26 protein-coding genes are annotated in these 22,859 nt (G+C 67.6%); 18 read left to right on the plus strand and 8 right to left on the minus strand.

The features are described from left to right. Positions 1–196: 196 nt before the first annotated feature. Together DID98_RS04345 and DID98_RS04350 are read right to left on the minus strand one after the other, a co-directional pair. Positions 197–1,402 carry an MFS transporter gene (locus DID98_RS04345; protein ID WP_124485789.1) on the minus strand — a complete coding sequence of 402 codons (1,206 nt, stop codon included), beginning with the start codon at positions 1,400–1,402 and terminating at the stop codon, positions 197–199. Between the two features lie 41 nt (positions 1,403–1,443). Continuing rightward, on the minus strand, positions 1,444–1,704 hold the full coding sequence (locus DID98_RS04350; RefSeq protein WP_124485790.1) for a DUF4148 domain-containing protein: 261 nt from the start codon (positions 1,702–1,704) through the stop codon (positions 1,444–1,446). A gap of 223 nt (positions 1,705–1,927) precedes the next feature. Here DID98_RS04350 and DID98_RS04355 point away from each other — a divergent pair, with 223 nt between their 5' ends. From DID98_RS04355 to dctA, 3 genes are all read left to right on the plus strand, one after another. Further along, positions 1,928–2,821, plus strand: a complete 894-nt coding sequence (locus DID98_RS04355; protein WP_124485791.1) for a LysR family transcriptional regulator — start codon at positions 1,928–1,930, stop codon at positions 2,819–2,821. Positions 2,822–2,910: 89 nt separating this feature from the next. After that, positions 2,911–3,870 carry a LysR family transcriptional regulator gene (locus DID98_RS04360; RefSeq protein WP_124485792.1) on the plus strand — a complete coding sequence of 320 codons (960 nt, stop codon included), beginning with the start codon at positions 2,911–2,913 and terminating at the stop codon, positions 3,868–3,870. Further along, the gene (gene dctA, locus DID98_RS04365; RefSeq protein WP_124485793.1) at positions 3,867–5,189 is read left to right on the plus strand and encodes a C4-dicarboxylate transporter DctA; all 1,323 of its coding nucleotides are present in this window, start codon (positions 3,867–3,869) and stop codon (positions 5,187–5,189) included. The genes DID98_RS04360 and dctA overlap by 4 nt, the downstream gene beginning before the upstream one ends. 24 nt (positions 5,190–5,213) lie before the next feature. On the opposite strand, the gene DID98_RS04370 is transcribed toward dctA, so the two are convergent. Further along, positions 5,214–5,996 (minus strand): substrate-binding domain-containing protein, encoded by a 783-nt coding sequence (locus tag DID98_RS04370; protein WP_124485794.1) that lies wholly within the window; start codon positions 5,994–5,996, stop codon positions 5,214–5,216. Between the two features lie 55 nt (positions 5,997–6,051). Continuing rightward, entirely contained in the window at positions 6,052–7,347 is a 1,296-nt protein-coding gene (locus DID98_RS04375) for an MFS transporter (protein WP_124485795.1), read from the minus strand. A gap of 307 nt (positions 7,348–7,654) precedes the next feature. Between DID98_RS04375 and DID98_RS04380 the strand changes: the two genes are divergently transcribed. Both DID98_RS04380 and DID98_RS04385 read left to right on the plus strand, forming a co-directional pair. Continuing rightward, a complete protein-coding gene (locus tag DID98_RS04380) occupies positions 7,655–8,614 on the plus strand; it encodes a GlxA family transcriptional regulator (protein WP_124570422.1) in 960 nt (319 codons plus the stop codon). Positions 8,615–9,046: 432 nt separating this feature from the next. Further along, on the plus strand, positions 9,047–9,682 hold the full coding sequence (locus tag DID98_RS04385; RefSeq protein WP_124570296.1) for a response regulator transcription factor: 636 nt from the start codon (positions 9,047–9,049) through the stop codon (positions 9,680–9,682). A gap of 18 nt (positions 9,683–9,700) precedes the next feature. On the opposite strand, the gene DID98_RS36510 is transcribed toward DID98_RS04385, so the two are convergent. Continuing rightward, positions 9,701–11,662, minus strand: coding sequence for a sensor histidine kinase (locus tag DID98_RS36510; RefSeq protein ID WP_409362328.1), 1,962 nt, complete (start codon positions 11,660–11,662; stop codon positions 9,701–9,703). Here DID98_RS36510 and DID98_RS36580 point away from each other — a divergent pair. From DID98_RS36580 to DID98_RS04440, 10 genes are all read left to right on the plus strand, one after another. Beyond that, positions 11,559–11,780, plus strand: coding sequence for a DUF3331 domain-containing protein (locus DID98_RS36580; RefSeq protein WP_409362329.1), 222 nt, complete (start codon positions 11,559–11,561; stop codon positions 11,778–11,780). The genes DID98_RS36510 and DID98_RS36580 overlap by 104 nt on opposite strands. A gap of 181 nt (positions 11,781–11,961) precedes the next feature. After that, positions 11,962–12,288, plus strand: a complete 327-nt coding sequence (locus tag DID98_RS04400) for a response regulator transcription factor (RefSeq protein ID WP_260428036.1) — start codon at positions 11,962–11,964, stop codon at positions 12,286–12,288. A gap of 107 nt (positions 12,289–12,395) precedes the next feature. After that, positions 12,396–13,250 (plus strand): alpha/beta fold hydrolase, encoded by an 855-nt coding sequence (locus tag DID98_RS04405; RefSeq protein WP_124570299.1) that lies wholly within the window; start codon positions 12,396–12,398, stop codon positions 13,248–13,250. A gap of 98 nt (positions 13,251–13,348) precedes the next feature. Next, entirely contained in the window at positions 13,349–14,068 is a 720-nt protein-coding gene (locus DID98_RS04410; protein WP_124570300.1) for a hypothetical protein, read from the plus strand. A 10-nt stretch (positions 14,069–14,078) separates the two neighbouring features. Beyond that, positions 14,079–15,125, plus strand: coding sequence for an alcohol dehydrogenase (locus DID98_RS04415; protein WP_124570301.1), 1,047 nt, complete (start codon positions 14,079–14,081; stop codon positions 15,123–15,125). Then, the gene (locus DID98_RS04420; RefSeq protein ID WP_124570302.1) at positions 15,122–15,841 is read left to right on the plus strand and encodes a hypothetical protein; all 720 of its coding nucleotides are present in this window, start codon (positions 15,122–15,124) and stop codon (positions 15,839–15,841) included. The genes DID98_RS04415 and DID98_RS04420 overlap by 4 nt, the downstream gene beginning before the upstream one ends. A 40-nt stretch (positions 15,842–15,881) precedes the next feature. Further along, positions 15,882–16,736, plus strand: a complete 855-nt coding sequence (locus tag DID98_RS04425) for an alpha/beta fold hydrolase (RefSeq protein WP_124570303.1) — start codon at positions 15,882–15,884, stop codon at positions 16,734–16,736. 37 nt (positions 16,737–16,773) lie between these two features. After that, the gene (locus tag DID98_RS04430) at positions 16,774–17,781 is read left to right on the plus strand and encodes a zinc-binding alcohol dehydrogenase family protein (RefSeq protein WP_124570304.1); all 1,008 of its coding nucleotides are present in this window, start codon (positions 16,774–16,776) and stop codon (positions 17,779–17,781) included. A 32-nt stretch (positions 17,782–17,813) separates the two neighbouring features. Continuing rightward, a complete protein-coding gene (locus DID98_RS04435) occupies positions 17,814–18,635 on the plus strand; it encodes an alpha/beta fold hydrolase (RefSeq protein WP_124570305.1) in 822 nt (273 codons plus the stop codon). A gap of 59 nt (positions 18,636–18,694) precedes the next feature. After that, entirely contained in the window at positions 18,695–20,059 is a 1,365-nt protein-coding gene (locus DID98_RS04440; protein WP_124570424.1) for an FAD-dependent oxidoreductase, read from the plus strand. Positions 20,060–20,155: 96 nt separating this feature from the next. Here the strand turns inward: DID98_RS04440 and DID98_RS04445 are convergent, their stop codons facing one another. The 3 genes from DID98_RS04445 to DID98_RS04455 all read right to left on the minus strand — a co-directional run bounded on the left by DID98_RS04445 (position 20,156) and on the right by DID98_RS04455 (position 21,504). Continuing rightward, on the minus strand, positions 20,156–20,632 hold the full coding sequence (locus tag DID98_RS04445; RefSeq protein ID WP_044843379.1) for a PRC-barrel domain-containing protein: 477 nt from the start codon (positions 20,630–20,632) through the stop codon (positions 20,156–20,158). A gap of 91 nt (positions 20,633–20,723) precedes the next feature. After that, the gene (locus tag DID98_RS04450) at positions 20,724–21,155 is read right to left on the minus strand and encodes a CBS domain-containing protein (RefSeq protein ID WP_044843380.1); all 432 of its coding nucleotides are present in this window, start codon (positions 21,153–21,155) and stop codon (positions 20,724–20,726) included. 97 nt (positions 21,156–21,252) lie between these two features. Further along, entirely contained in the window at positions 21,253–21,504 is a 252-nt protein-coding gene (locus DID98_RS04455) for a hypothetical protein (RefSeq protein WP_124521710.1), read from the minus strand. 185 nt (positions 21,505–21,689) lie between these two features. Here DID98_RS04455 and DID98_RS04460 point away from each other — a divergent pair, with 185 nt between their 5' ends. The 3 genes from DID98_RS04460 to DID98_RS04470 all read left to right on the plus strand — a co-directional run bounded on the left by DID98_RS04460 (position 21,690) and on the right by DID98_RS04470 (position 22,848). Next, on the plus strand, positions 21,690–21,995 hold the full coding sequence (locus DID98_RS04460; protein WP_044843382.1) for a hypothetical protein: 306 nt from the start codon (positions 21,690–21,692) through the stop codon (positions 21,993–21,995). Positions 21,996–22,228: 233 nt separating this feature from the next. Beyond that, positions 22,229–22,540, plus strand: coding sequence for a hypothetical protein (locus DID98_RS04465; protein ID WP_124570306.1), 312 nt, complete (start codon positions 22,229–22,231; stop codon positions 22,538–22,540). Continuing rightward, a complete protein-coding gene (locus DID98_RS04470; RefSeq protein ID WP_044843383.1) occupies positions 22,537–22,848 on the plus strand; it encodes a hypothetical protein in 312 nt (103 codons plus the stop codon). Before DID98_RS04465 ends, DID98_RS04470 begins: the two co-directional genes overlap by 4 nt. Positions 22,849–22,859 lie beyond the last annotated feature (11 nt).

Consider the following 22,859-nt stretch of genomic DNA (forward strand, 5'->3'; position numbering starts at 1 on the left):
GATATCGACGACATGCAGCAACCGGCATGCCGCGTGCGGCCGAGATGGACGCGTCGTGTGTCGGAGCCGCATCCGGTGATGGCGGGGGACAGGGGATCCAGGCAGCCCCCGGCGATGCTCCAGCCGCTTTGCACGGTACGACTTGCAAAACGGCATCGAGCGGCCCGAAGCGGCCTAGAGCGCCGTCGTGCGGTGCTCAGCCGCCTGCCGTGCGCGCTGCGGCGGCGCGTCCCGCCGCGAACGCCGCCACGCCGGCGCAAACGAGCAGCGCCGCACTCATCGCGAAGGTCGCGCGATAGCCGTGCAGGTCGTACAGCAGGCCGCCCGTCGTCGCGCCGAGCGCGATCGCGAGCTGCACGACCGCGACCATCAGGCCGCCGCCGGCTTCCGCGTCATGCGGCAGCGTGCGCGCGAGCCACGTCCACCAGCCGACGGGCGCGGCCGTGCCGGTCAGTCCCCACAGGGCAAGCAGGCCCGCGGTGGCGGCGGTCGACGCGCCGCACCACACGAGCGCGACGGCGATCGCGGCCATCAGCAGCGGGGTGACGCCGAGCGTGCGGTACAGCCCGTTCTTCAGGCGCGCACCGATCAGGATCGTCCCCGCGACCCCGGCCACGCCGATCGCGAGCAGCATCAGCGACAGCGTGGCATTGCCGACGTGCGTCACCGTTTCGAGGAACGGCCGCAGGTACGTGAACAGCGCGAACTGTCCCATGAACAGCAGGCTGACGGCCGCCATGCCGAGCGCGACCGGCACGCGGCCGAGCAGTGCGAGCGCATTGGCGGGCGCCGCGTGCGATGCGGCTTTCATCGGCGGCAGGCTGACGAGTTTCCAGCCGAACGCGAGCGCCGCGACCGGCACGACGCAGAAGAATGCCCAGCGCCAGCCGACGATGCCGCCGAGAAAGCTGCCGAGCGGCGCCGCGACGACGGTCGCGAGCGCGTTGCCGCCGTTCACGATCGCCAGCGCGCGCGGCACCTCGCCATCGGGCACCAGCCGCATCGCGGTCGCGGCCGACATCGACCAGAACCCGCCGATCGCAACACCGATCAGTGCGCGCCCCGCGATGAAGGCAACGTAATTCGGTGCGAACGCAACGATCGTGCCGGAGACGATCGTCAGCAGCGTCAGCACGAGCAGCAGCCGCTTGCGATCGCGCCGCCCGGCCAGCGACGCGATGATCAGGCTCGTCACGAGCGCGAAGGCGCCGGACACGGAAATGGCCTGGCCCGCCTGGCCTTCGCTGACGTGCAGGTCGGTGGCGATCGGCGTCAGCAGGCTGACCGGCATGAATTCGGACGCGACGAGCGCGAACGCGCCGAGCGCCATCGCGAGGACGGCGCCCCATGCGGCGGTTTGAACGGGCGCGGGGCGCCGGTCGGAGGTGGCAACGGCTTGCATCGTCGAAGCGGTGCGGATCGTGGGCGAAGGGGCGGCGTCGGTCAGTCGCAGCGCGCGGCGGCCGCGCCGCGATCGGCCAGATGCGTGCGGCCGTCGGCATCGTGCGCGGCCATGACGCGTACGGACGCGGCCTGGGCATCGTCGACCCACGTGCGCGGATTCGCGCGTGCCGGATTGAAGCCGGCGGCTTCGTAGCGAATCATGTCCTCGCGCACCTGCTCGCGCGTCAAGCCTTGCGCATGGGCGAACAACGGGCCGGACACGGCGAGTGCGGCGACGAGGAGGCGAAGAGCGGATTTCACGAGACGGACTCCGGAAAGGAATGCAGGGGAGATCTCCAAAGTCGGCTACGGCCGCACGGGGACCCGAAGGCTTCGCAGTCTATCGACCCACGATCAATCGATTAAGTAGCGCACTGCGCTTGGACTTATAAGTCAGTCTAATGAATCGACGGAGGCCGTACCGGGTGGCGCGCGGCGGCGTCGGTGCTAGGATGGGCGTCCGTTTCGACAGGAGCCGTCCGACATGCCGCGCGAAAACCTCAACGATCTGCTGGCGTTTCTCGCGGTGGCGCGCGACCGGAGCTTCACGCGCGCGGCGGCGCGCCTCGGTGTGTCGCAATCGGCGCTGAGCCAGACGGTGCGCGATTTCGAAGCGCGGCTCGGCGTGCGGCTGCTGACGCGCACGACGCGCAGCGTGTCGACGACCGAAGCGGGCGAGGAACTGTTCCGGACCGTCGCGCCGCGCATCGACGAGATCGAAACGAAGCTCGCCGCGGTGGCCGATTTCCGCGACAAGCCGGCCGGCGTCGTGCGGATCACGGCCACCGAGCATCCGATCGACACGATCATCTGGCCGAAGCTCAGGAAGGTGCTGCCCGACTACCCCGACATCCGCGTCGAGTTCTCGGTCGACTACGGGCTGTCGAACATCGTCGAGGAGCGCTACGACATCGGCGTGCGCTACGGCAACCAGGTCGCGAAGGACATGATCGCGGTGCGCATCAGCCCGGACATCCGGATGGCGATGGTTGCGTCGCCGGCCTATTTCGACGGCCGCAAGCCGCCGAAGACGCCGCAGGACCTGCTCGATCACGATTGCGTGACGCTGCGGCTCGCGACCGCGAAGGGCATCTACGCATGGGAGCTGAAGAAGGGCAGGAACGAGATCCAGGCGCGCGTGAACGGGCGGATCACCTGCAACACGCAGCCCCAGATGCTGCAGGCGGCGCTCGACGGATTCGGCATCGCGTTCGTCACCGAGGACATCGTGCTCGACCACGTGCACGCCGGCAGGCTGCGCATCGTGATGCCGGACTGGTGCCCGGTCTTTCCCGGCTATCACGCGTACTACCCGAGCCGCCGCCAGGCGTCGCGCGCGTTTTCGATCGTGATCGATGCGTTGCGGCATCGCGCGTAGCGGGGCGGCGGAGCCGGGCATCTCCGGGCTGGGTGTGGCTGCCCGAATCATGCAAAATACCGGGCATTCGAGATGTGGAGACACGGCCCGTGGGAATCAACTTCGATTTGACCGATTTGCAGGCGTTTCGCGCGGTGGTGGAGCTGGGCAGCTTCCGGAAGGCCGCCGAGGCGATCAGCATTTCGCAGCCCGCGTTGAGCCGCCGGATCGACAAACTGGAGGAAGCGCTCGGCGTGCGTCTGTTCGAGCGCACCACGCGCAGCGTCTCGCTGACCACCGTCGGCCGCGTGTTCGCGCCGAGCGCCGAGCAGTTGCTGGACGATCTCGACGTCGCGCTGCTCGGCATCCGCGACGTTTCGTCGAGCCGGCTCGGTCACGTGACGATCGCGTGCGTGCCGTCGGTCGCCTACTACTTTCTGCCGAACGTGATCGCGAGCTATCACCGCCGCTTTCCGCGCATCCGGGTCAAGCTGCTGGACGCGAGCGCGAACGAGGTGCTGAGCGCCGTCATCAGCGGCGAGGCCGATTTCGGCGTGAGCTTCATGGGCAGCCAGGAGCCCGAGGTCGAGTTCAAGCTGCTGCTGCAGGAGCGGTTCGTCGCCGCGTGCCGGCGCGACCATCCGCTCGCGCGCAAGAAGCGCGTGACCTGGAACGAGCTTTACGAGTACGAGTACGTGTCGGTGGACAAGACGTCCGGCAACCGCCTGTTGCTCGACCAGGCGCTGACGAGCGTCGCGCCGCGGGCGCCGAGCGTGTGCGAGACGCGCCACGTGACGACCATGCTCGGGCTGGTCGAGGCAGGGCTCGGCGTCGCCGCGGTACCGTCGATGGCGATGCCCGGGCACGACCATCCGCTGCTCACGAGCGTGCCGCTCGTCGAGCCGGCGGTCAAGCGCCGCGTGGGCATCGTGAAACGGCGCGGACGCCCGCTCACCCCGGCCGCGGAAGCGTTCCACCAGGCGGTCGTCGATGCGAAGCGCGGCGATGGATCGAAACAGGTCGCGCATACGGCGAATACGGCCGGAACATCGGGCAAGACCGCATCGTGACGCTGGCAAGACCGCTTCGTTCGCTCTACGTGCAGGTTCTGCTGGCGATGGTGCTCGGCGTGAGCGTCGGCCATTTCTGGCCGTCGGCGGGCGCGATGCTCAAGCCGCTCGGCGATGCCTTCGTCGGCCTCGTGCGGATGATGATCGCGCCGGTCGTGTTCTGCACGATCGTGTCGGGCATCACGTCGCTGGCGAACGGAACGGCCATCGGGCGCACGATCGTCCGCGCGCTGGTGCTGTTCTATCTGCTGACCGCCGCCGCGCTCGCCTTCGGGCTCGTCGCCGCGTTCGTGCTGCAGCCGGGCGTCGGCATGCACGTGGACGTGCGCCATCTCGATGCGAGCGTCCTTGCGCCCTATACGCGGCATGCGCCGCCGCGCGGCTTGGTGGAGTTCGCGTTGAGCGTGATCCCGGACACGATGCTCGGCGCGTTCCAGCAGGGCGAGGTGCTGCCGGTGCTGCTGCTGGCGCTGCTGTTCGGTTTTTCGCTCAATGCGGCTCCGCAGGCGGGCCGGCCCGTGCTGGCGCTGATCGACGGCGTCGCGCAGATCGTCTTTCGCGTGCTGGCGATGATCATGCGGCTCGCCCCGCTCGGCGCATTCGGCGCGATGGCCTTCACGGTGGGCCGCTTCGGCATCGGCTCGGTCGGCTCGCTCGCGCGGCTGATGATGTCGTTCTACATGGCCTGCGGGCTGTTCGTCGCGCTGGTGCTCGCACCGCTCGCGCGGTTGCACGGATTCGCGTTGTGGCGGCTGCTGCGCTACCTGCGCGAGGAGCTGCTGATCGTCCTCGCGACCTCGTCGACGGAGCCGGTATTGCCGCGGCTGATCGTCAAGCTGGAGTCGCTCGGTTGCGACAAGGGCGTGGTGGGGCTCGTGTTGCCGGCCGGCTATTCGTTCAACCTGGACGGCACCGCGATCTATCTGACGCTCGCGGCATTGTTCATTGCGCAGGCGTGCGACGTGCCGCTGTCCGCGCCGCAGATCGCGGCGATGCTGGCCGTCATGCTGCTGACGTCGAAGGGCGCGGCCGGCGTGTCCGGCAGCGGGCTCGTGGCGCTCGTCGCGACGCTTGCCGTGATGCCCGACCTGCCGGTTGCCGGGGTCGCGCTGCTGGTCGGCATCGATCGCTTCATGTCCGAGGCGCGTGCGCTGACGAGCGTGATCAGCAATGCGTGCGCGGTGATCTTCGTATCGTCGTGGGAAGGGGCGTGCGATCGTGCGCGTCTCGTGCGGGTGCTGAACGCGGCCGGGCCGGAAGGCCCGAATGGCGCCGACGATGCCGGGGCCGGCGCCGGGCGCGACGGGAAGGCGGTCTGACGCGCGCCTTCCCGGCTTGCGGGCTCAATGCGCGGAGACGGAATCCAGCCCGGTCGATTTGACTTCCGCCTGCACGTCGGGCGACGCGAGATAGTCGAGGAGCGCCTTCGCTTCCTCCGGATGCTGCGCGCCGACCGGGATGCCGGCCGCGAAGCGCGTGACGGACTGCAGCGCTTCGGGAATCTTGCCGACGAAGGTCGCGCCCTTCACGGGCAGCAGTTCGCTCACCTGCTGAAAGCCGATTTCGTAGTCGCCGTTCGCGACCACGGAGGCGACCGGGATCCGCGGGATCATCTTCGCCTTCGATTTCACCTGGTCTTCGATGCCGAGCTTCTTGAACAATTCCCGCTCGATGTAGACGCCGCTCGCGCTGTCCGAGTAGGCGATCGACTTCGCATGCAGCAGTACATCCCTGAGGCTGTCGGCCGAGCTGATGTCGGGTTTCGCCGCGCCGTCGCGCACGACCATGCCGATCCGCGAATCGGCCAGCTCGACGCGCGATCCGGGGATCACCTTGCCTTGCTTGATCAGTTCGTCGAGCGCGTAGCCGACCATGATCACCGCGTCGGCCGGCTCGCCGCGCGCCAGCCGGTTCGGAATCGCTTCGGGCGACTTGCCCATCGACGGGCCGAGCGCGGTGTCGAGCGTGTTGCCCGTGCGGGCCGCGAACTGCGGGCCGAGCCGCTTGTAGGCGGCGGTGAAGCCGCCCGAGCTCATCACGTGCAGCTCGGCGGCCTGCACGTTCGCGGCGATTGCGGAGGTGGCGACGAGTGCGGTCGCGCACAGTTTCAGGAGCAGGTTCTTCATGGTCGTGGTCGTGGCCTGGGTCGTGCGAAGTCGGGGCAGGGTTCGGAATGCGGCGTCAGTGCGCCGGTGTCAGCGTCGCCGGGTGGCGGCGATAGAGTACGAACGTCGCGAGCAGCGCGCACACCGCGGCGAGGCTCATCCAGTAGCCGGGTGCGGCCTTGTCGCCCGTCATGTGAATCAGCGCCGTGGAGATGGCAGGCGTGAAGCCGCCGAACACGGCCGTCGCGAGGCTGTAGGCGAGCGAGAAGCCAGCCACGCGCACCTCGACCGGCATCACTTCCGTTAGCGCGACGACCATCGCGCCGTTGTAGATCCCGTACATGAACGACAGCCACAGCAGCACGAGCAGCATGTTGATGAACGACGGCGCATGCGCGAGCAGCGACAGCGCGGGGTACGCGGTGGCGATCGCGAGCAGCGTCATGCCGACCAGCAGCGGCCGGCGGCCGATGCGATCGGACAGCGCGCCGCCGATCGGCAGCCACACGAAGTTCGACAGGCCGACGCACAGCGTGACGAGCAGGCTGTCGGCGGTGCTCAGGTGCAGGACCGTCTTGCCGAACGTCGGCGCGTAGACGGTGATCAGGTAGAAGCTCGTGGTCGTCATCGCGACCAGCATCATGCCGGCGACCACGACACCCCAGTTGTGCGCCAGCGTGCCGAACACTTCCTTCATGCTCGGGCGGTGCCGGCGCGCCTTGAACTCCTGCGTTTCCTCGAGGTTGCGGCGCAGCATGAAGATGAACGGCACGATCATGCAGCCGACGAAGAACGGCACGCGCCATCCCCACGCGGCGATCGCCGATGCGCTCAGCCATTGATTGAGCGCGAAGCCGAGGCCGGCCGCGACGACGATCGCGACCTGCTGGCTGGCCGACTGCCAGCTCGTGAAGAAGCCCTTGCGGCCGGGCGTGGCCATTTCGGCGAGGTAGACCGACACGCCGCCCAGTTCCGCGCCTGCCGAAAAGCCCTGCAGCAGTCGCCCGATCAGCACGAGCGCGGGCGCGAGCAGGCCGATCGTCGCATAACCGGGGACGAACGCGATCAGGATGGTGCCGCTCGCCATGATCGCGAGCGTGACGATCAGGCCCTTGCGGCGGCCGACGTCGTCGATGTACGCGCCCAGCACGATCGCGCCCAGCGGCCGCATCAGGAAGCCGGCGCCGAAGACCGCGAAGGTCATCATCAGCGAGGCGAACTCGTTCGCGGTGGGAAAGAACACGGCGGCGATCTGCGTCGCGTAGAAGCCGAACAGGAAGAAGTCGAACTGCTCGAGGAAGTTGCCGGCCGTCACGCGGAATACCGCGGCGGCCTTCGAACGTCCGGTCGAAAGGCTGGGCGAGGGGTGCATCAGGGTGTCTCCAGAGAATGCGGGAATGGCGCGGGGCGCGACCGATTGTCGTTTTGGCAATGTTCGCCCGGAGACGGGGAAACGTTAAGTGCGAATTTTGGAAGGATTGATGTTGTTTGGTTATCAATGAGTAGAAGTGCGCGGCCGCTGCGGCCGCGCGCGGCGCCATTCTCTCCACTCGCGAAAATCCTGTAGCATCGCGAGCGTGCCTGCCGGCATGCCGCGCCCCGCCGCCGCATGCCCGGTTTTTCCGTCTGTCGCGGCATCGCCGATACGCACCGGCGATGCCGATTCGCGTGAGGTCAGTATGCGTCGCATTGGGCTTGTCCTCGTCCCGCAGTTCCAGGTGATGAGTCTGCTCGCGTTGTCCGTGTTCGACATCGCCAATCTCCGTGCGGGCCGTTCGCTCTATGAAGTCAGCGTGATCTCGGAAGATGGCGGCCCGGTCGAGGCGTCGTTCGGCATGTATGCGTCGACGGAACCGGCGCGGATGTCGGAACTGCATACGGTGTTCGTCGGCGCGTCGCTCTCGACTCCGCCGCTGCGGCTCACGGACGGCATGCGCGAACTGCTGCTGGAGTTGTCCGGCAAGGTCGAGCGTATGGCATCCATTTGCCTCGGTGCATTCACGCTGGCCGAGGCAGGGCTGCTGGACGGGCGCCGTGCAACGACGCATTGGGCTTTTCTCGAGCAGTTCCGGAACCGCTATCCGGCCGTGACGGTGGAGCAGGACAGCATCTTCGTGCGCGACGGCACGCTCTGGAGCTCGGCAGGCATGAGCACGGCCATCGATATGGCGCTCGCGATGCTCGAAGAGGATCTGGGCCCTGACGCGGCGCTGCAGGTGGCGAAGGATCTGGTGCTCGAGCGCTGGAGGCGTTCGGGGTCGCAGCCCCAGTCTTCCGTGCTGATCGAGCATCCGGCGCGGACCAACCGGATTCACGAGGTCATCACCCACATCCGCGCGAATCTCGGCACCGACCTGAGCGTCGAACAGCTGGCCGACGTGGCGAGAATGAGCAAGCGCCAGTTTACGCGCCGGTTCAAGGATGAAACGGGCCTGACGCCCGCAAAGGCAGTCGAGCGCATCCGTCTCGAAACCGCCCGGGATTTCGTGACGAGTTCGTCGTGGACCATCGACACGATCGCGCGGGAGACCGGGTACGCCGATCCCGAGCGGATGAGGCGATCCTTCATGCGCGCGTTCGGCCAGTCGCCGCAGGCGTTGCGTCGGCAGCGCAAGCCGGAACAAACGGGTACCGACTGAGCCGCACCGGCCGCACCGCATTCCGCGCTGCGACAGCATGGCCCGAAACGAGGGAACTGCGTCCCTCCGCGCGCGGCCTTCATCAATAGAATGTTCTCTGTCCGGGGGCGCCGGATCCGGCATGCCGAACCGACGCGGACTCGTCGACAGCGGGTCGCGCGCGTGGCAGTCCGCATTTTCGCGGAACTGCCCCGCGTAGCGGCCTACGTCGACCGGCTGACGCCGTCCGCGTGAGCCGCGCGCAAGCCTCGCGGCACGCGTCCGTTGCCGGACGCGCGAGCGTGCCGCGGTCATGGCGTTCGGCCCGCCGTGGCCGGCGCCGCGCGTGCCGCCCGACCCCCGACGAGAAGTCGAATGCCGCCACCGTCGTATCGGGCGAGAGGCGGTTCGCGACGCCGAGCGGAAACTGAATGGATGGTTGGGGCGCAGGATATGTCAGATGCAGCGACGAAAGACGATTCGGCCGCGGTGGTATACGTCGTCGACGACGATCCGGCCATGCGCGCATCGCTCGATACGCTGTTGCGATCGATGGGCTTGCGCGTCGTGACGTTCGCGAGTACTGCGGAGTTGCGCGCGACGCAATGGGAGAACGTCACGAGCTGCCTGCTGCTCGACGTGCGGCTGCGCGGCGAGAGCGGGCTGGTGTTCCAGCAGGCGCAGGACCGGCCGCCGATTCCGATCGTCGTCATCACCGGGTTCGCCGACGTCGAAGTGTGTCGAAAGGCGCTGAAGGGAGGGGCGGTCGATTTTCTGGTCAAGCCCTTCACCGATCACGAGTTGATCGACGCGGTGAATCTCGCGCTGTCGCTCGATGCGGCACGGCGCATCCGCCACGACACGCGCCACGAACTGCAGCAGTCGTTCGAGCTGCTCACGCGCCGCGAACGCGAAGTGCTGGCTTACGTCGTCAGCGGCGCGCTGAACAAGCAGATCGCGTCGCGCCTTGGTTTGAGCCTGATCACCATCAAGCAGCACCGCGCGTCGGTGATGCGCAAGATGAATGCATCGTCGCTCGCCGATCTCGTGCGCAAGTCCGAGGCAATCGGCGTGCCGCTGTCGACATGACGCAGCACGGCTCGACCGTCATGCAGCGAGGCCGGGCGCCGGCCGATGCGCGGGAAGGGCGAACGAGAAGCAGCAGCCGGCGCCCAGTTCGCCGCGTGCCCAGATTCGTCCGTTGTGCGCATCGACGATTGAGCGTGCGACCGTGAGGCCCATTCCCATGCCGTCGGGTTTGCTCGTGAAAAACGGCTGGAAAAGCTGATCGATCGATTGCTGCTCGATACCCGGCCCGGTGTCGCGCACGTCGAACACGACATCGGCTCCGTCCTGCCTGACCGAGACCGTGAGCGTTCGCTCTCGCGACGGGCCGCTTTCGATCGCCTGGATGCCGTTCATCAGCAGGTTCGCGAGTACTTGCTGGACTTGCAGCGGATCGGCGAAGACGTGTGCGTCCGGATCGATCGCACTGTCGACGCGAACGTCCCGCGCGGCGGCTTCAGGTGCGACCAGGAACAACGCAGCGTGCACCGCGTCGGCGGCCGCGAAGTCGACGCACTTGACCGGTGCCTTGCCGACGAAGCCGCGGATCTTGCGGCATATTTGCGTCGCGTCGCGCGTCCAGCGCGCCGCCTGCGCGATCGCGGCAGCGGCTTCGGCGATATCGGGCTCGTCGCGTGCGAGCCAGCGCAACGCCGCTTCGGCCGCTGAACCGGCGGCCGACAGCGGCTGGCTGACTTCATGCAGGATCGACGCCGACAGCTCGCCGAACAGCGAAACCCGCGCCGCACGTGCCGCTTCGGTGCGCAATGCGTCGAGTCTGTCGCCGTTTTCCTTCTGTTCGGTCACGTCGAACGCATAGAAATGCAGCCGCCGGTAACCGTCCTCGTGCTTCGGCAGCGAGCAGCGCCACACGATCGGCACGCGGCGGCCCTTGAACGTCACCAGCGTGCGCTCGCCCTGGCAGGCCGGGCGATTCTCGTAGATCGCGCGCAGCACCGCGCTGTTGCTGAGCCGGTCGGCCGGCAACAGTATCTCCGCGTGCTGCAGGAAATGCTCCTTGGACTCCGCTTCAAAGAGGCTCACCACCGCGTCGTTGGCGGCCACGAACGCGTGCAGGGCGCGAAGGTCCGCGACGGCCTGCGGATGCTCGTCGAAATAGCGGTCGATATCGACGATGCCGGCGCTCCGCAGTTCTTTCACCGCGCGATAGACGCGCGACCAGTCCTCGATCAGGATCGGTATTGGCGCCGACGTGAAGAGCTCGCTTTCTGCGGAATGGGCGCCGGGAAGCGGGTCGAGCGTGACGACTGCGGACGTGGACATGAGGACGTGGTGTTCGCGCTGGGCCTCGCGCGATACGCGCGAAACCGGATGGCCGTAAGTGAAGCATCTGAAGCATCGGGACGACGGACGAGCGTTGCGTGCGCGTTCGATACAGCTGCAACTATAAGGCAGATCGGTCGAGTCTTGCTTGGCGTGCATCGGCTCGTCCGACCCGCTGCATGCGTGGCCGGTGCAACGGTGCACACCTTGGTATGGGCGCGCATCGACCACAGGCTGATGGATCGCCGAAATTCGTTCCACTAGACTCCGCTTCAACGTAAATGAAGCGTGCGGCGCAGGGAGTCCCGAAGCTGCGAGGTTCGCGACTCCGGCGGCAGAATCTGCCGGTTGCGCTCGCGGCACATGCGCGTTCGATGCGAGGGGAACGGTAGACATGACACAGCCAACGTTTGCACACGACGATGTGTTCGAAGGTGCGTTGCTGCGCTTGCTGGATCCATCGAGAATGCCCGGCCCGCGCGACGGCTTGCCGGAAGCGGCCGGCCGGCACCGGCGGCGCGGAAGCGGCACCCGCAACGACGGTGCGGGCGACGCCGCGGCGCCGGCGGCCGCGCGGATCAGGATCGTCGAGATTCTGTCGGATACGTCGGTCACCGTGCGCTGGAGCGATCCGAGATTCGGGCATTTCGGCGAACAGGTGTGGCACTGCGTGACCGCGCGAACGGCGTCGCGCTGCGTGCTGACGGGCGCGCCGATCAATCGCGGCGATCGCGTATATCGGCCCCAGGGACGCGGCCGCACCATTCCGTGCAACTGGGACCGGATGATCCATGCGGCTGCCGTCGCGCCGGCCCGGTTATGCCGCGCCGACGAGTGACGGGGCGAACGGATGCGGCCAGTAGCGGCGGCATCATACCTCGGCATGATTGTCGGGGCACGGTGTGGCCGATACGCTGTCCGAAATCCGGTTGCGTTCCCGGCCCCGCCGGCGGGCGCGGCGTCACGCGAGACACTCAGTGCACGACAAGACGGTTTGCATCATCGACGATGAAATGGCGATGAGACAGTCGCTGGAATCGCTCGTGCGCTCGATGGGCGTCCGCGTGAGGCTGTACGCGTCGGCCGAAGCGTTTCTCGACCATGGAAGGCGCGGGCCGTCGCACTGCATCGTGTGCGATATCCAGATGTCGGGCATGTCGGGCATCGAATTGCTCGCCTGTCTGCGTGCGGCGTGTTGCGATGTGCCGTTCATCTTCGTGACCGCGCATGCGAGTACGCGCCGCCTGCTCGAAGCGAGACGTCTCGGCGCATTGTGCGTGCTGGAGAAGCCGTTCGATCCGCGCGAACTCGTGCAGTGGCTGATGCGGGCACTCGCCGGACCGTGAAGGATCGGCAGGGATGCATTCGGGCAGGACAACGTCGCACGCGGGCCGCGTCATCGCGATTGCGATTTTTTCATCGACAGGTTTCGCTTGAAACGACAGGAGAACTGATGACAAACGATACGACCAGCCTCGGTGCGAGAACGCAGTTCGTCGACGTCGACGGGCGGCGCCTCGCGTATCGCACCTTCGGCGCGGGAACGCCGCTCGTGCTGTGCGTGCGCTTTCGCGGAACCATGGACACGTGGGATCCGCTGTTCCTCGACAGTCTCGTCGAACAGGGGTTCCAGGTCACGATTTTCGACTACAGCGGGCTCGGGCATTCGACCGGTGAGCGCACTTATCACCCCGCGTCGCTCGCGAAGGACGCGATCGACCTGATCGTCGCGCTGAAGCTCGGGAAAGCCGTCATCGGCGGATGGTCGGTCGGCGGAATGGCCGCGCAGATCGTGCTCGCAAAAGCGCCGCAGCTCGTCACGCATGCGGTCCTGATCGCGACCACGCCGCCGGGGCCGCTGGTCAAGCCCGGCGAGCAGCTGTTCTACACGATGGCGAAGCGAGAAAACGACTTCGAGGACTTCGTCACGCTATTTTTCGAGCCGGCGTCGCCCGCGAGCCGTGCGGCGGCCGCGCGAGCCGCGGCTCGGGTCGCGCAACGGACGCTCGATCCGAGCCCGGCCGTGCCGGTCGAATGGGCGGGGCAGCAGGTCGGCGACGGTCCGCGGAACCCGGCCTTCCCGGTCGACGCCGTGCTCGATGCGCTCAGGTCGACGTCGATTCCGGTTCTCCATGTCGGCGGCGATCACGACATCGTGTTTCCGGTCGAGAACTGGTATGCGCTCAACGGTCAGTTGCCGACGTTGCATCTCGTGACGCTGCCGCGCACCGGCCACGGGCCGCAGCTCGAGTATCCGGTGGCTTGCGCGAAACATATCGCGGCGTTCGTCGGCACGCACGCCGGCTGAGCGCGCACGCGAAAGAGACGGGACGCGGCGGCGCGCCGCCGATCGAACCGCGTCATGAACGGACCACAAGAATATTGTCAAATTGATCAGGATGACAAATGGAAGATCTGGTTGAATTTGCGATTCGCGCGGCAGGCGGCATGGACCGCTTCATGAGCTTCCGCAGCGTATCGGCGCAGTTGCATCACACGGGCGTGATCTGGCCGCTGAAGCAGCGCGACGGCGTGCTGACCGATTCGCGCGTGACGGTGCGCTTGCACGATCAGCACGTGTCGCACGCGCCGTTCGCACCGACGACGGACCACTCGATCTATACGCCGTCGCGTGTCGAGATCCGGCGTGCCGACGGCAGCGTGGCCGATGCGCTCGACGATCCTCGCACATCGTTCGACGGCTACGAAATGGAGACGCCCTGGTCCAACACACAGCTGGCCTACTTCGCCGGCTACACGATGTGGACGTATCTGACGTCGCCGTTCCTGTTGCGGCACGACGGCGTAAGGAGCCGGGAAATCGAGCCGTGGATCGTCGACGGACTGCCATGGCGTCGGCTGCGCGTCGAATTCGCGCCGCAGATCGCCACGCACAGCGCGGTGCAGACGTTCTATTTCGACGCCGACGGACTGCTGCGCCGGCACGACTATGAGGTCGACATCCAGGGACGCAACGCAGCGGCCCGATATCTCGGCGATTACGTCGAGGTGCAGGGTATCCGCATGCCCACGCGTTTTCGCATTTATCCGCGTACCGCGGAGAACGTGGCGCTGCCGGCGCCGCTGATCGTCGGCGTCGATCTGTCCAACTTCCGTTTCGAGTAACGAGGAAAACATGACTCATGCAGCGACCTACCGCGCAGCGGTAGTCAGGGCACCCGGCCAGCTGGAACTGGTCGAGCGGCCGATTCCCGAGCCGGCATACGGGCAGGTACGCATCCGCGTGGAAGCCTGCGGCGTATGCCACTCCGACAGCGCGACCGTCGAACGCCAGGCGCCCGACGGCGCACCGCCGCGCGTGCCGGGCCACGAGGTCGTCGGGCGCATCGAGGCGGTGGCCGAAGGCGTCGAAGGCTGGCACGTCGGCCAGCGCGTGGGCGTCGGCTTCCTGGCCGGCGAAGACCGCACGTGTTCGTCGTGCCGGCACGGCGACGTCGTGAACTGCGAGAACCCCGTGATCACCGGGATGACGACCGACGGCGGCTACGCGGAGATCATGCTGGCCGAAGCGCGCGGCCTCGTTCGCGTGCCCGACGATCTCGACGCGGCAGAAGCCGCGCCGCTGCTTTGTGCAGGCCTCACGACGTTCAACGCGCTGCGCAATGCGGGCGCGCGACCGGGCGACGTGGTCGCGATCCACGGCCTCGGCGGTCTCGGCCATCTTGCCGTGCAGTTCGCGAACCGGATGGGTTTCCACACCGTCGCGATCGCGCGCGGCGCCGACAAGGCCGCGCTCGCCGCGCAGCTCGGCGCGCATCGCTATATCGATGCGCGGACCGAGGACGTCGCCGCCGCCCTGCGCGCAATGGGCGGGGCGAAGGTCGTGCTCGGCACGGCGCCGACCGGCTCCGGGATGGCCGAGACCGTCGCGGGGCTGTCCGCGCGCGGCAAGCTGGTCGTCGTCGCCGTGCCCAGCGAGCCGATCGCGGTGAACGCGGTCGACCTCGTGTTCGGCGGCCGCTCCGTCGTCGGCGCGCTGACCGGAACCGTGGCGGATAACGAAGAGACGCTCGCGTTCGCGCGGCTGCAGAACGTGCGGCCGATGATCGAGACGTTTCCGCTCGAGCAGGCGCAGGCCGCATACGACCGCATGATGCGCGCGGACGTCCGGTTCCGCGCGGTACTGACGATGAATTCCGCATCCACGGGAGTTGCCGCATGAACGCAATCGCTCAATCCGTCATCGACGCCCACGGCGGGCTCGAGCAGTGGCGCAAGTTTCGGCAGGTTCGTGCCCGCCTCGTTCAGGGCGGCGCACTCTGGGGCCTCAAGGGGCATGCCGGCGTGCTCGACGACACGACCGTCACGGTCGCGACGGATCGCCAATGGGCGTCGCATGCGCCGGTCGGCGCATTGGCCGCCCGCAGCGAATTCACCGGGGAGCGCATCGCACTGTTCGACTCGTCGGGGCGCGTGCTCGCGCAGCGCGGAGAGCCGCGTCGCTCGTTCGACGGACATGCGCTGGAAACGGGCTGGGACGCGCTTCAGCTCGCATTCTTCGCCGGATGCGCGATGTGGACGTATCTGAACGCACCGTTCGTGCTCGCGTGGGGCGGCGTGAGCTGCGAAGAGGACGGCATCTGGCACGAGCAGGGCGAAACGTGGCGCAGGATTCGCGTCCACTACCCGGACACGCTCGAGGTGTTCAGCAAGGCGCAGACGATCTACGTCGGGCCCGACGGCCTGATCCGCCGTCTCGACTACGACGTCGAAATCGCGGGCAACACGCCCGGCGCGCATTACGTCAGCGACTACACGACCGTGTCGGGCATCCGTTTCCCGACGAAGCGGCGCATCTACCCGCGAACGCCGGACGGGCACGCGCTCCCTGAGCCGCTCGTCGTATCGATCGACCTGCACGATATCGCGCTCGGCTGAGCGCGAAACGCCGCGCATCGCGCCCATCGAGGACCGAACCATGACCGAAATCGCATCATCCCTCGCGCCGACCCGCTACGTCGATGCATCCGCCGTGCGCTACGCGTATCGCCGCTTCGGCAACGAAGGCGGCGGGCGGCCGCTGCTCTGTCTGCAACATTTCACCGGCACGCTCGACAACTGGGACCCGGCGATCGTCGATGCGCTCGCGCGGGACCGTGAAATCATCCTGTTCGACAACGCGGGCGTCGGCCGCTCCGGCGGACAGGTTCCGACATCGATCCCGCAGATGGCCGAGCACGTGCTGCGGTTCGTCGACGCGCTGGCGATCGGCAGGCTGCATATCCTCGGATTTTCGCTCGGCGGCTTTCTCGCGCAGGACATCGCGCTGGCCCGGCCCGACCTGGTCGAGCGGATGATCCTGTCCGGCACCGCGCCCGAAGGCGGCGAAGGCGCGGGGATGGACCGGCCGGAACTGCTCGCGATCTATACGGACGGCGAGATGCCGATGAACGAAAAGCTCAGGCGCCTGTTTTTTCCGCCGACGCCGGCCGGCCAGGCGGCGGCCGACGCGTTCGTCGCGCGCCTCGACGCGCGCCGCGCAGAACGCGATCTGCCGGCCGGGCCTGAAGTCGCGTCTGCACAGCTGCAGGCGATGATCGGGTGGGCGAACTGGAGCGGCGACGTGGCCGGCAAGTTGAGCGGGATCAGGCAGCCGGTGCTCGTCACCAACGGCGACGACGACCGCATGATTCCGACCGCCAACAGTTTCGCGCTGGCGGAAGGCTTGCCCGACGCGACGTTGATCGTCTACCCGAATTCCGGACACGGTGCGCTGTTCCAGCACGCGCCGACGTATGTCTCGCACGTGCGGGAATTCCTGCGCGGCGTGTGATTGCGAAGCCCTCGTTTGCCACTTCAAGGAGCCATTGATGAAAGCCATCGTTTACGCCAAGGCCGGTCTGCCGATCGACGATCCCGGCGCGTTGTACGAAACCGATGTCCCGGTGCCGACACCCGGCGCGCGCGATCTGCTCGTGAAGATCGACGCGATCGCCGTCAACCCGGTCGACTCGAAGCTGCGGCTCGGCGTTCAGCCGAGCGGCCCGCGCATTCTCGGCTGGGACGCGGCCGGAACGGTCGAAGCGGTCGGCAGCGACGTCGAGCTGTTCGAGCCGGGCGACAAGGTCTGGTATGCCGGCGACATCACACGCCCAGGCAGCTATGCGGAATACGGTCTCGTGGACGAGCGTATCGCGAGCCGCCGCCCGACGACGCTCGGCGCGGCCGACGCCGCGGCACTGCCGTTGACCGCCATCACCGCGTGGGAACTGCTGTTCGACCGGTTGAACGTCGCCGAGCGCGGCGGTGCGGGGCAAAGCCTGCTGGTGATCGGGGCGGGCGGCGGCGTCGGGTCCATCCTGGTGCAACTCGCGCGCAAGCTGACCGATCTGACCGTGATCGGCACGGCATCGCGGCCGGCCACGCAAGCCTGGGTTGCCGAGCTCGGCGCCCACCACGTGATCGATCACGGAAAACCGTTGCAACCGCAACTGCAGGCGCTCGGCATCGAGCAGGTGAACCGCGTGATCAGCCTCACGCATACCGATGCGTACTACGCGCAGATCGTCGACATCCTCAAGCCCCAGGGCCAGCTCGCGCTGATTGACGATCCCGACACGCTCGATGTGATGCCGCTGAAGCGCAAATCCATTTCGCTCCATTGGGAATTCATGTTCACGCGTTCGATGTTCCGCACGCCGGACATGGACCGTCAGCACGCACTGCTCGCGCGCGTGGCGACGCTAATCGACGACGGCGTGCTCAAGAGCACCGTCGGCGAACACCTCGGCAAGATCGACGCGACCAACTTGCGACGCGCGCACGCATTGCTCGAAGCGGGGCGTGCGAAGGGCAAGATCGTGCTGGAAGGCTTCTGAGCGCACTCCGATACAACCCCAACGACACCATCATGACCACCATCACGACGAAAGACGGCACGCAGATTTTCTACAAGGACTGGGGCGTCGGCCGCCCGGTCGTGTTCTCGCACGGCTGGCCGCTGAACGCGGACGCATGGGACGCGCAGATGCTGTTCCTCGTGCAGCACGGCTACCGCGTGATCGCGCACGACCGGCGCGGCCACGGCCGCTCGGGCCAGCCATTTTCCGGCAACGACATGGATACGTATGCCGACGATCTCGCGGCACTGCTGGATGCGCTCGACGTGCGCGACGCGACGCTGGTCGGCCATTCGACGGGCGGCGGCGAAGTCGCGCGCTACATCGGCCGTCACGGCACGACGCGGGTCGCGAAGGCCGTGCTGATCGGCGCGGTGCCGCCGATCATGCTGAAAACGGATGCGTATCCGGGCGGCTTGCCGCTGGACGTGTTCGACGCGATCCGCAGCGGCGTGGCCGCGAACCGTTCGCAGTTCTATCGCGATCTCGCGGTGCCGTTCTTCGGTTTCAACCGGCCGCACGCGAAAGTGTCGGCGGGAACCGTCGACGCGTTCTGGGCGCAGGGGATGACGGGCGGCATCCACGGGCAGTACCTGTGCATTCGCGAATTCTCGGAAGTCGACTATACGGAGGACCTGAAGAAGATCGACGTGCCGACGCTGATCCTGCACGGCGACGACGACCAGATCGTGCCGATCGGCAATGCAGGCCGGCTGTCCGCGCAGATCGTCAAGCATGCGACGCTGAAGGTGTACGAAGGCGCGTCGCACGGCATGTGCGTCGTCGATGCCGATCGTATCAATGCGGACCTGCTCGCGTTCCTGCAGTCCTGACGCAGGAACGCGCGGGATTCACCGACTTCGAATTGGACGAATGGAACCTGGAGAGCAGAATGGCGGACGTCAAACGGGTTGAATACCTGATCCTGGGCGGCGGCAAGGGCGGAAAATCATTCGCGATGGACATGGCCCGGCAAGGCCGGCGCGTGGCGGTGATCGAGCGCGGGTTGATCGGCGGGTCGTGCATCAACGTCGCGTGCATCCCGAGCAAGGCGCTGATTCACCAGGCGCGCGCGATGCACGCTTGGCGCGAAGCGGCAAGGCGCGAAGACGTGATCGCGGACATGGCCGGCGTTTCCTCGTACGTTGCGTCGGTCGTGGGCGGGATGGTCGACGTCAATCGCCGTGCATTTGCGCAATCGGGACTCGAACTGGTGATCGGGACCGGACGATTCGTCGCGCCGCGAACCATCGCCGTGCGTGCAGCCGACGGGACCGAAACGATCTACGAGGGCGAGAACGTCTACATCAACACCGGAACGGTCGCGGCGATCCCGGCCGTGCCCGGCCTGACCGACGCGCAGCCGCTCACGCACGTGGAGGCGTTGCGCCTGACGACGCTTCCGGCGCACCTCGTCGTCATCGGCGGCGGCTATATCGGGCTCGAGATGGCGCAGGCATTTCGGCGGCTCGGCAGCGCTGTCACGCTCGTCAGCGATACGCCGCGCGTGGCGATGCGCGAAGACGACGATGTCGGCGAGGTCATCCAGCAGGCGCTGACCGACGACGGCATTCGGCTCGAGCTGGGCGCAAGGCTCGTCGACGTGCAGGGAAAAAGCGGCGAGAGGGTCACGTTGAGGCTGGCCGACGGCCGCGTCGTCGATGGCTCGCACCTCCTCGTTGCGACCGGGCGCACGCCGCAGACGGCCGGCATCGGGCTCGAGCTTGCCGGCGTCGAGACGAACGAGCGCGGGTTCATCAAGGTCGATCATCGGCTCGCGACGACCGCGGAGCGCACGTGGGCGATCGGCGAAGTGGCGGGAACGCCGATGTTCACGCACGCGTCGTTCGACGATTACCGCGTGCTGAAAGCCGGTATCGAGCGCCGGCCGGCGAGCACCGCCGGACGCGTCGTCCCTTATGCGTTGTTCATCGACCCGGAACTGGGCCGCATCGGCTTGAACGAAGCCGAAGCAAAGGCGCGAAACATCGACGTCCGGGTCGCGAAGCTGCCGATGACGTCCGTGCCGCGTGCGCGCACCGACGGCAATACGCGGGGTTTCATGAAAGCGCTCGTGCACCCCGGTACCGGCGCGATCCTGGGGTTCACGATGCTCGGCACGGGCGCAGGCGACGTGACGACCGCTGTCCAGATGGCGATGCTCGGCGGCTTGCCGTATGCGGCGGTGCGCGACGCGATCATCGCTCACCCGATCGTGTCGGAAGGACTGAACCTGCTGTTTGCCACGTTGGGCTGAATCGGCCCGCATGCCGGTGACAAAAAAAGGCCCCGCATTCCGCGGGGCCCGTCGGCTACAACGACACCGGCAAATCGTGAGCGATGAGTCGAGCGATCAATGCTGGTCGCGCGCGCGCGGATCGTTCAGGTCCTCGGTCGGATCGGTCAGCCCGAGCTCGTCGCCCGCGCTCCAGTACGGCGTGCTGCCGTAGTACTCGTGCAGGGGCTCGGCCCATTGCGGGTCGGCCATCGCCGGCCAGTGATCCTTGTCGAAGCCCGGCGCGTTGCGGATTCGCTCGGATGAGACCGACAGCAGGAAACACTTGCGCTCGGTATCGAGCGTGAGCGCGCTCCACGGAATCGCAAGCAGCTTGTCGCCGATGCCGAGCAGGCCGCCGCTCGACAGCACGGCGTACGCGACGCGGCCCGAGCGCACATCGAGCATGATGTCCTTGATCTTGCCGACGTCGTCGCCATCGGTCGTATAGACCTTGTCGCCTTCCAGCGTGTCGGCTGCCATCACGTCCGGGCCGGGCCCGGCCGCGGTTGCGGCCCCCTTGCCGACGATGCGGGTCTGTCCTTGAGTCTGCATGGTTGTCCTCCTGGCTGCGTGGAGCGCGACCGTGCCCGGGATGGGCCCTGCGGGTCGCGCGGGTAGTCGGGGCGGGGCGCGAATGGCCCCGTCACGTCTGCTTCGGTTGCGACACGCCTTCGAGCGTGTTCGCGACGTCGTCGCGTGCGGGGCCGGCCGTGCGCGTCGCGATGTCCGCGAGCGACAGCATGCCGACGAGCCGCTTGTCGTGATCGACGACGGGCAGGCGGCGCAGTTGCGCGTCGGCCATGTAGTGCTGGATCTCTTCCAGCGAATCGTCCTCGAAACACCATTCGATCGGACCCGACGCGACTTCGTGGATCCGCGTTTCCGGCGGCTTGCCGGCCGAGATCGCGCGCACCGCGAGATCGCGGTCCGTGACCATGCCGATCAGCCGGTTGTTGTCACATACGGGCAGCGCGCCGATGTCATAGCGCTCCATCAATTGCGCCGCATGACGGATCGAGTCGGTCGGCGCGATGCGCACGACGTCCTGCGACATGATTTCGTTGACGCGTTGCATGAAGTCCTCCTTGCGGGTTGAATCCGGGCCGTGCGGGGCAACAAGCGGGCAGCAAGCGGCGTGCCGTTCGGCAGCGGTGTCCGTCGAGTGCCGGCCGTCATTCGTCGCGGCGTCGGGCGGGGTCCTGCCACGGGCCGTCGTCGTGCGTGCCCGGCGGCGTGTCGGGCTCGATGCGCGTGACGCCGCCGGTCGCGGGCGGATCGCTCGCGGGGAACGTGTCCTCGAGCTGCTTGTCGATATGGCGCTCCGAGTGGCGCGTCTTCGTTTGATCCTGGTCCTTCAACGGCGGCGACGGATCGCGCTGGGGTTGGTGCGGCGCGTCGCGGCCGGTTCGGGTCGATTCCTTCATGGCGGGGCTCCGAGGCGGTGACGATGACGCGGTGATCGCGCAACGGCCGTGCCTGTCGCGACCGCGCGGCACGGGACTTGCCGCTTCTTCGATGGATGACTACGCAGGACGACGACGCAGGATGCCGGCCACAACGCGCGGTGCAATGCTCCGCACACACACACGCAAATCAAGCGGGAGGCACGATGACGATTCCCAAACGGCGGCCAGGGGTGCGCTATGAGATCAACGTATGCGGCGGCGGGTTCGAGTCGGTGAAGAGCCATTTCAGCGCGTGGAAACAGGAGCCGCTGATCTACCGGCCCGATCGCCGGATGTTCGAAGGCAAGGCCGACGTGCGGCCGCTCGGCGACGAGACGTTCGGCTCGACCGAGCCGGCGCGGTTCGCGCTGCAGCGCGCGTGCGAGCCGGCCGATCCGTATGCGCTCGCCGCGCGGGTGCGCGACGACGACCACGAGCTGTGGCTCGTGATGGCCGCGTACGACGCGTAGCGCGCTGCCCTTGAAAGAATTGCAGCGCGCGGTGTAGCGAAGGCACGGCGTACGGCGGGGTGGCGCGCGCGGCCGTGCGCCGGCGCGCGGAAAGGCGGCATGCGAGGCGGCGTGCACGCCGGCACGCAGACGGCACGCAGCTTGCGGCCCTGCCTCTCGTGGACGATCGGGCGGCGCACGCCGCGCCAATCGATCAGGCCCCGCGAGGACGACGCAACGATCGAATGCCCCCGATGAACCGAGACCCCGCCCAGTCGCTGCACCGGCCCGAACCGCCGATACCCGACGTCGAACCGGACCCCGAGCCGCCCGCGCCGGATGACTTGCCGCCCGGCACGCCGGAACCTTATCAGGATCCGGAAGGCGACCCGCCCGGGCATCCGCCGCCGGAGCGCGAGCCGCCGACGCGGGCGCCGCCGGTTCACGCGCGGCCGAACCACGGGCTGCCGATTCCTGTGCGGCCCATTCACGCGCCGCCGATCCACACGCCGTCGACCGGCGTGCCGCCGTTTGCGTCCATCCCACCCACGGAGAGCCCACGATGAGCATCAGCGTGAAACCCGGCATGCTGCGCGACGTGGCCGAGACGCTCGGCCGTCATTTCGAGGCGCGCGCGATGCCGTTCCATGCCGAGGAGCAGCCGGCCGGCGCGCTGCATTTCGGCTTTCGCGTCGACGGTCATCCGGCGTCGCTGACCGTGACCTTCGACGCCGACGCGTTCGCGGCGCTCGAGCAGGCCGGTATCGAGCGGCAACGCGGCGCACTGATGCGCGTCGCGGCCGAATTCGACACGATGATGGCCCGTCGCGCACCGAACGCGTATGCGGGCGATTTCCATTTCAACCGGCTCTGAGCCGCGCCGTC

The organism is Burkholderia sp. Bp8984, from assembly GCF_003853755.1.
Taxonomy (GTDB): Bacteria; Pseudomonadota; Gammaproteobacteria; order Burkholderiales; family Burkholderiaceae; genus Burkholderia.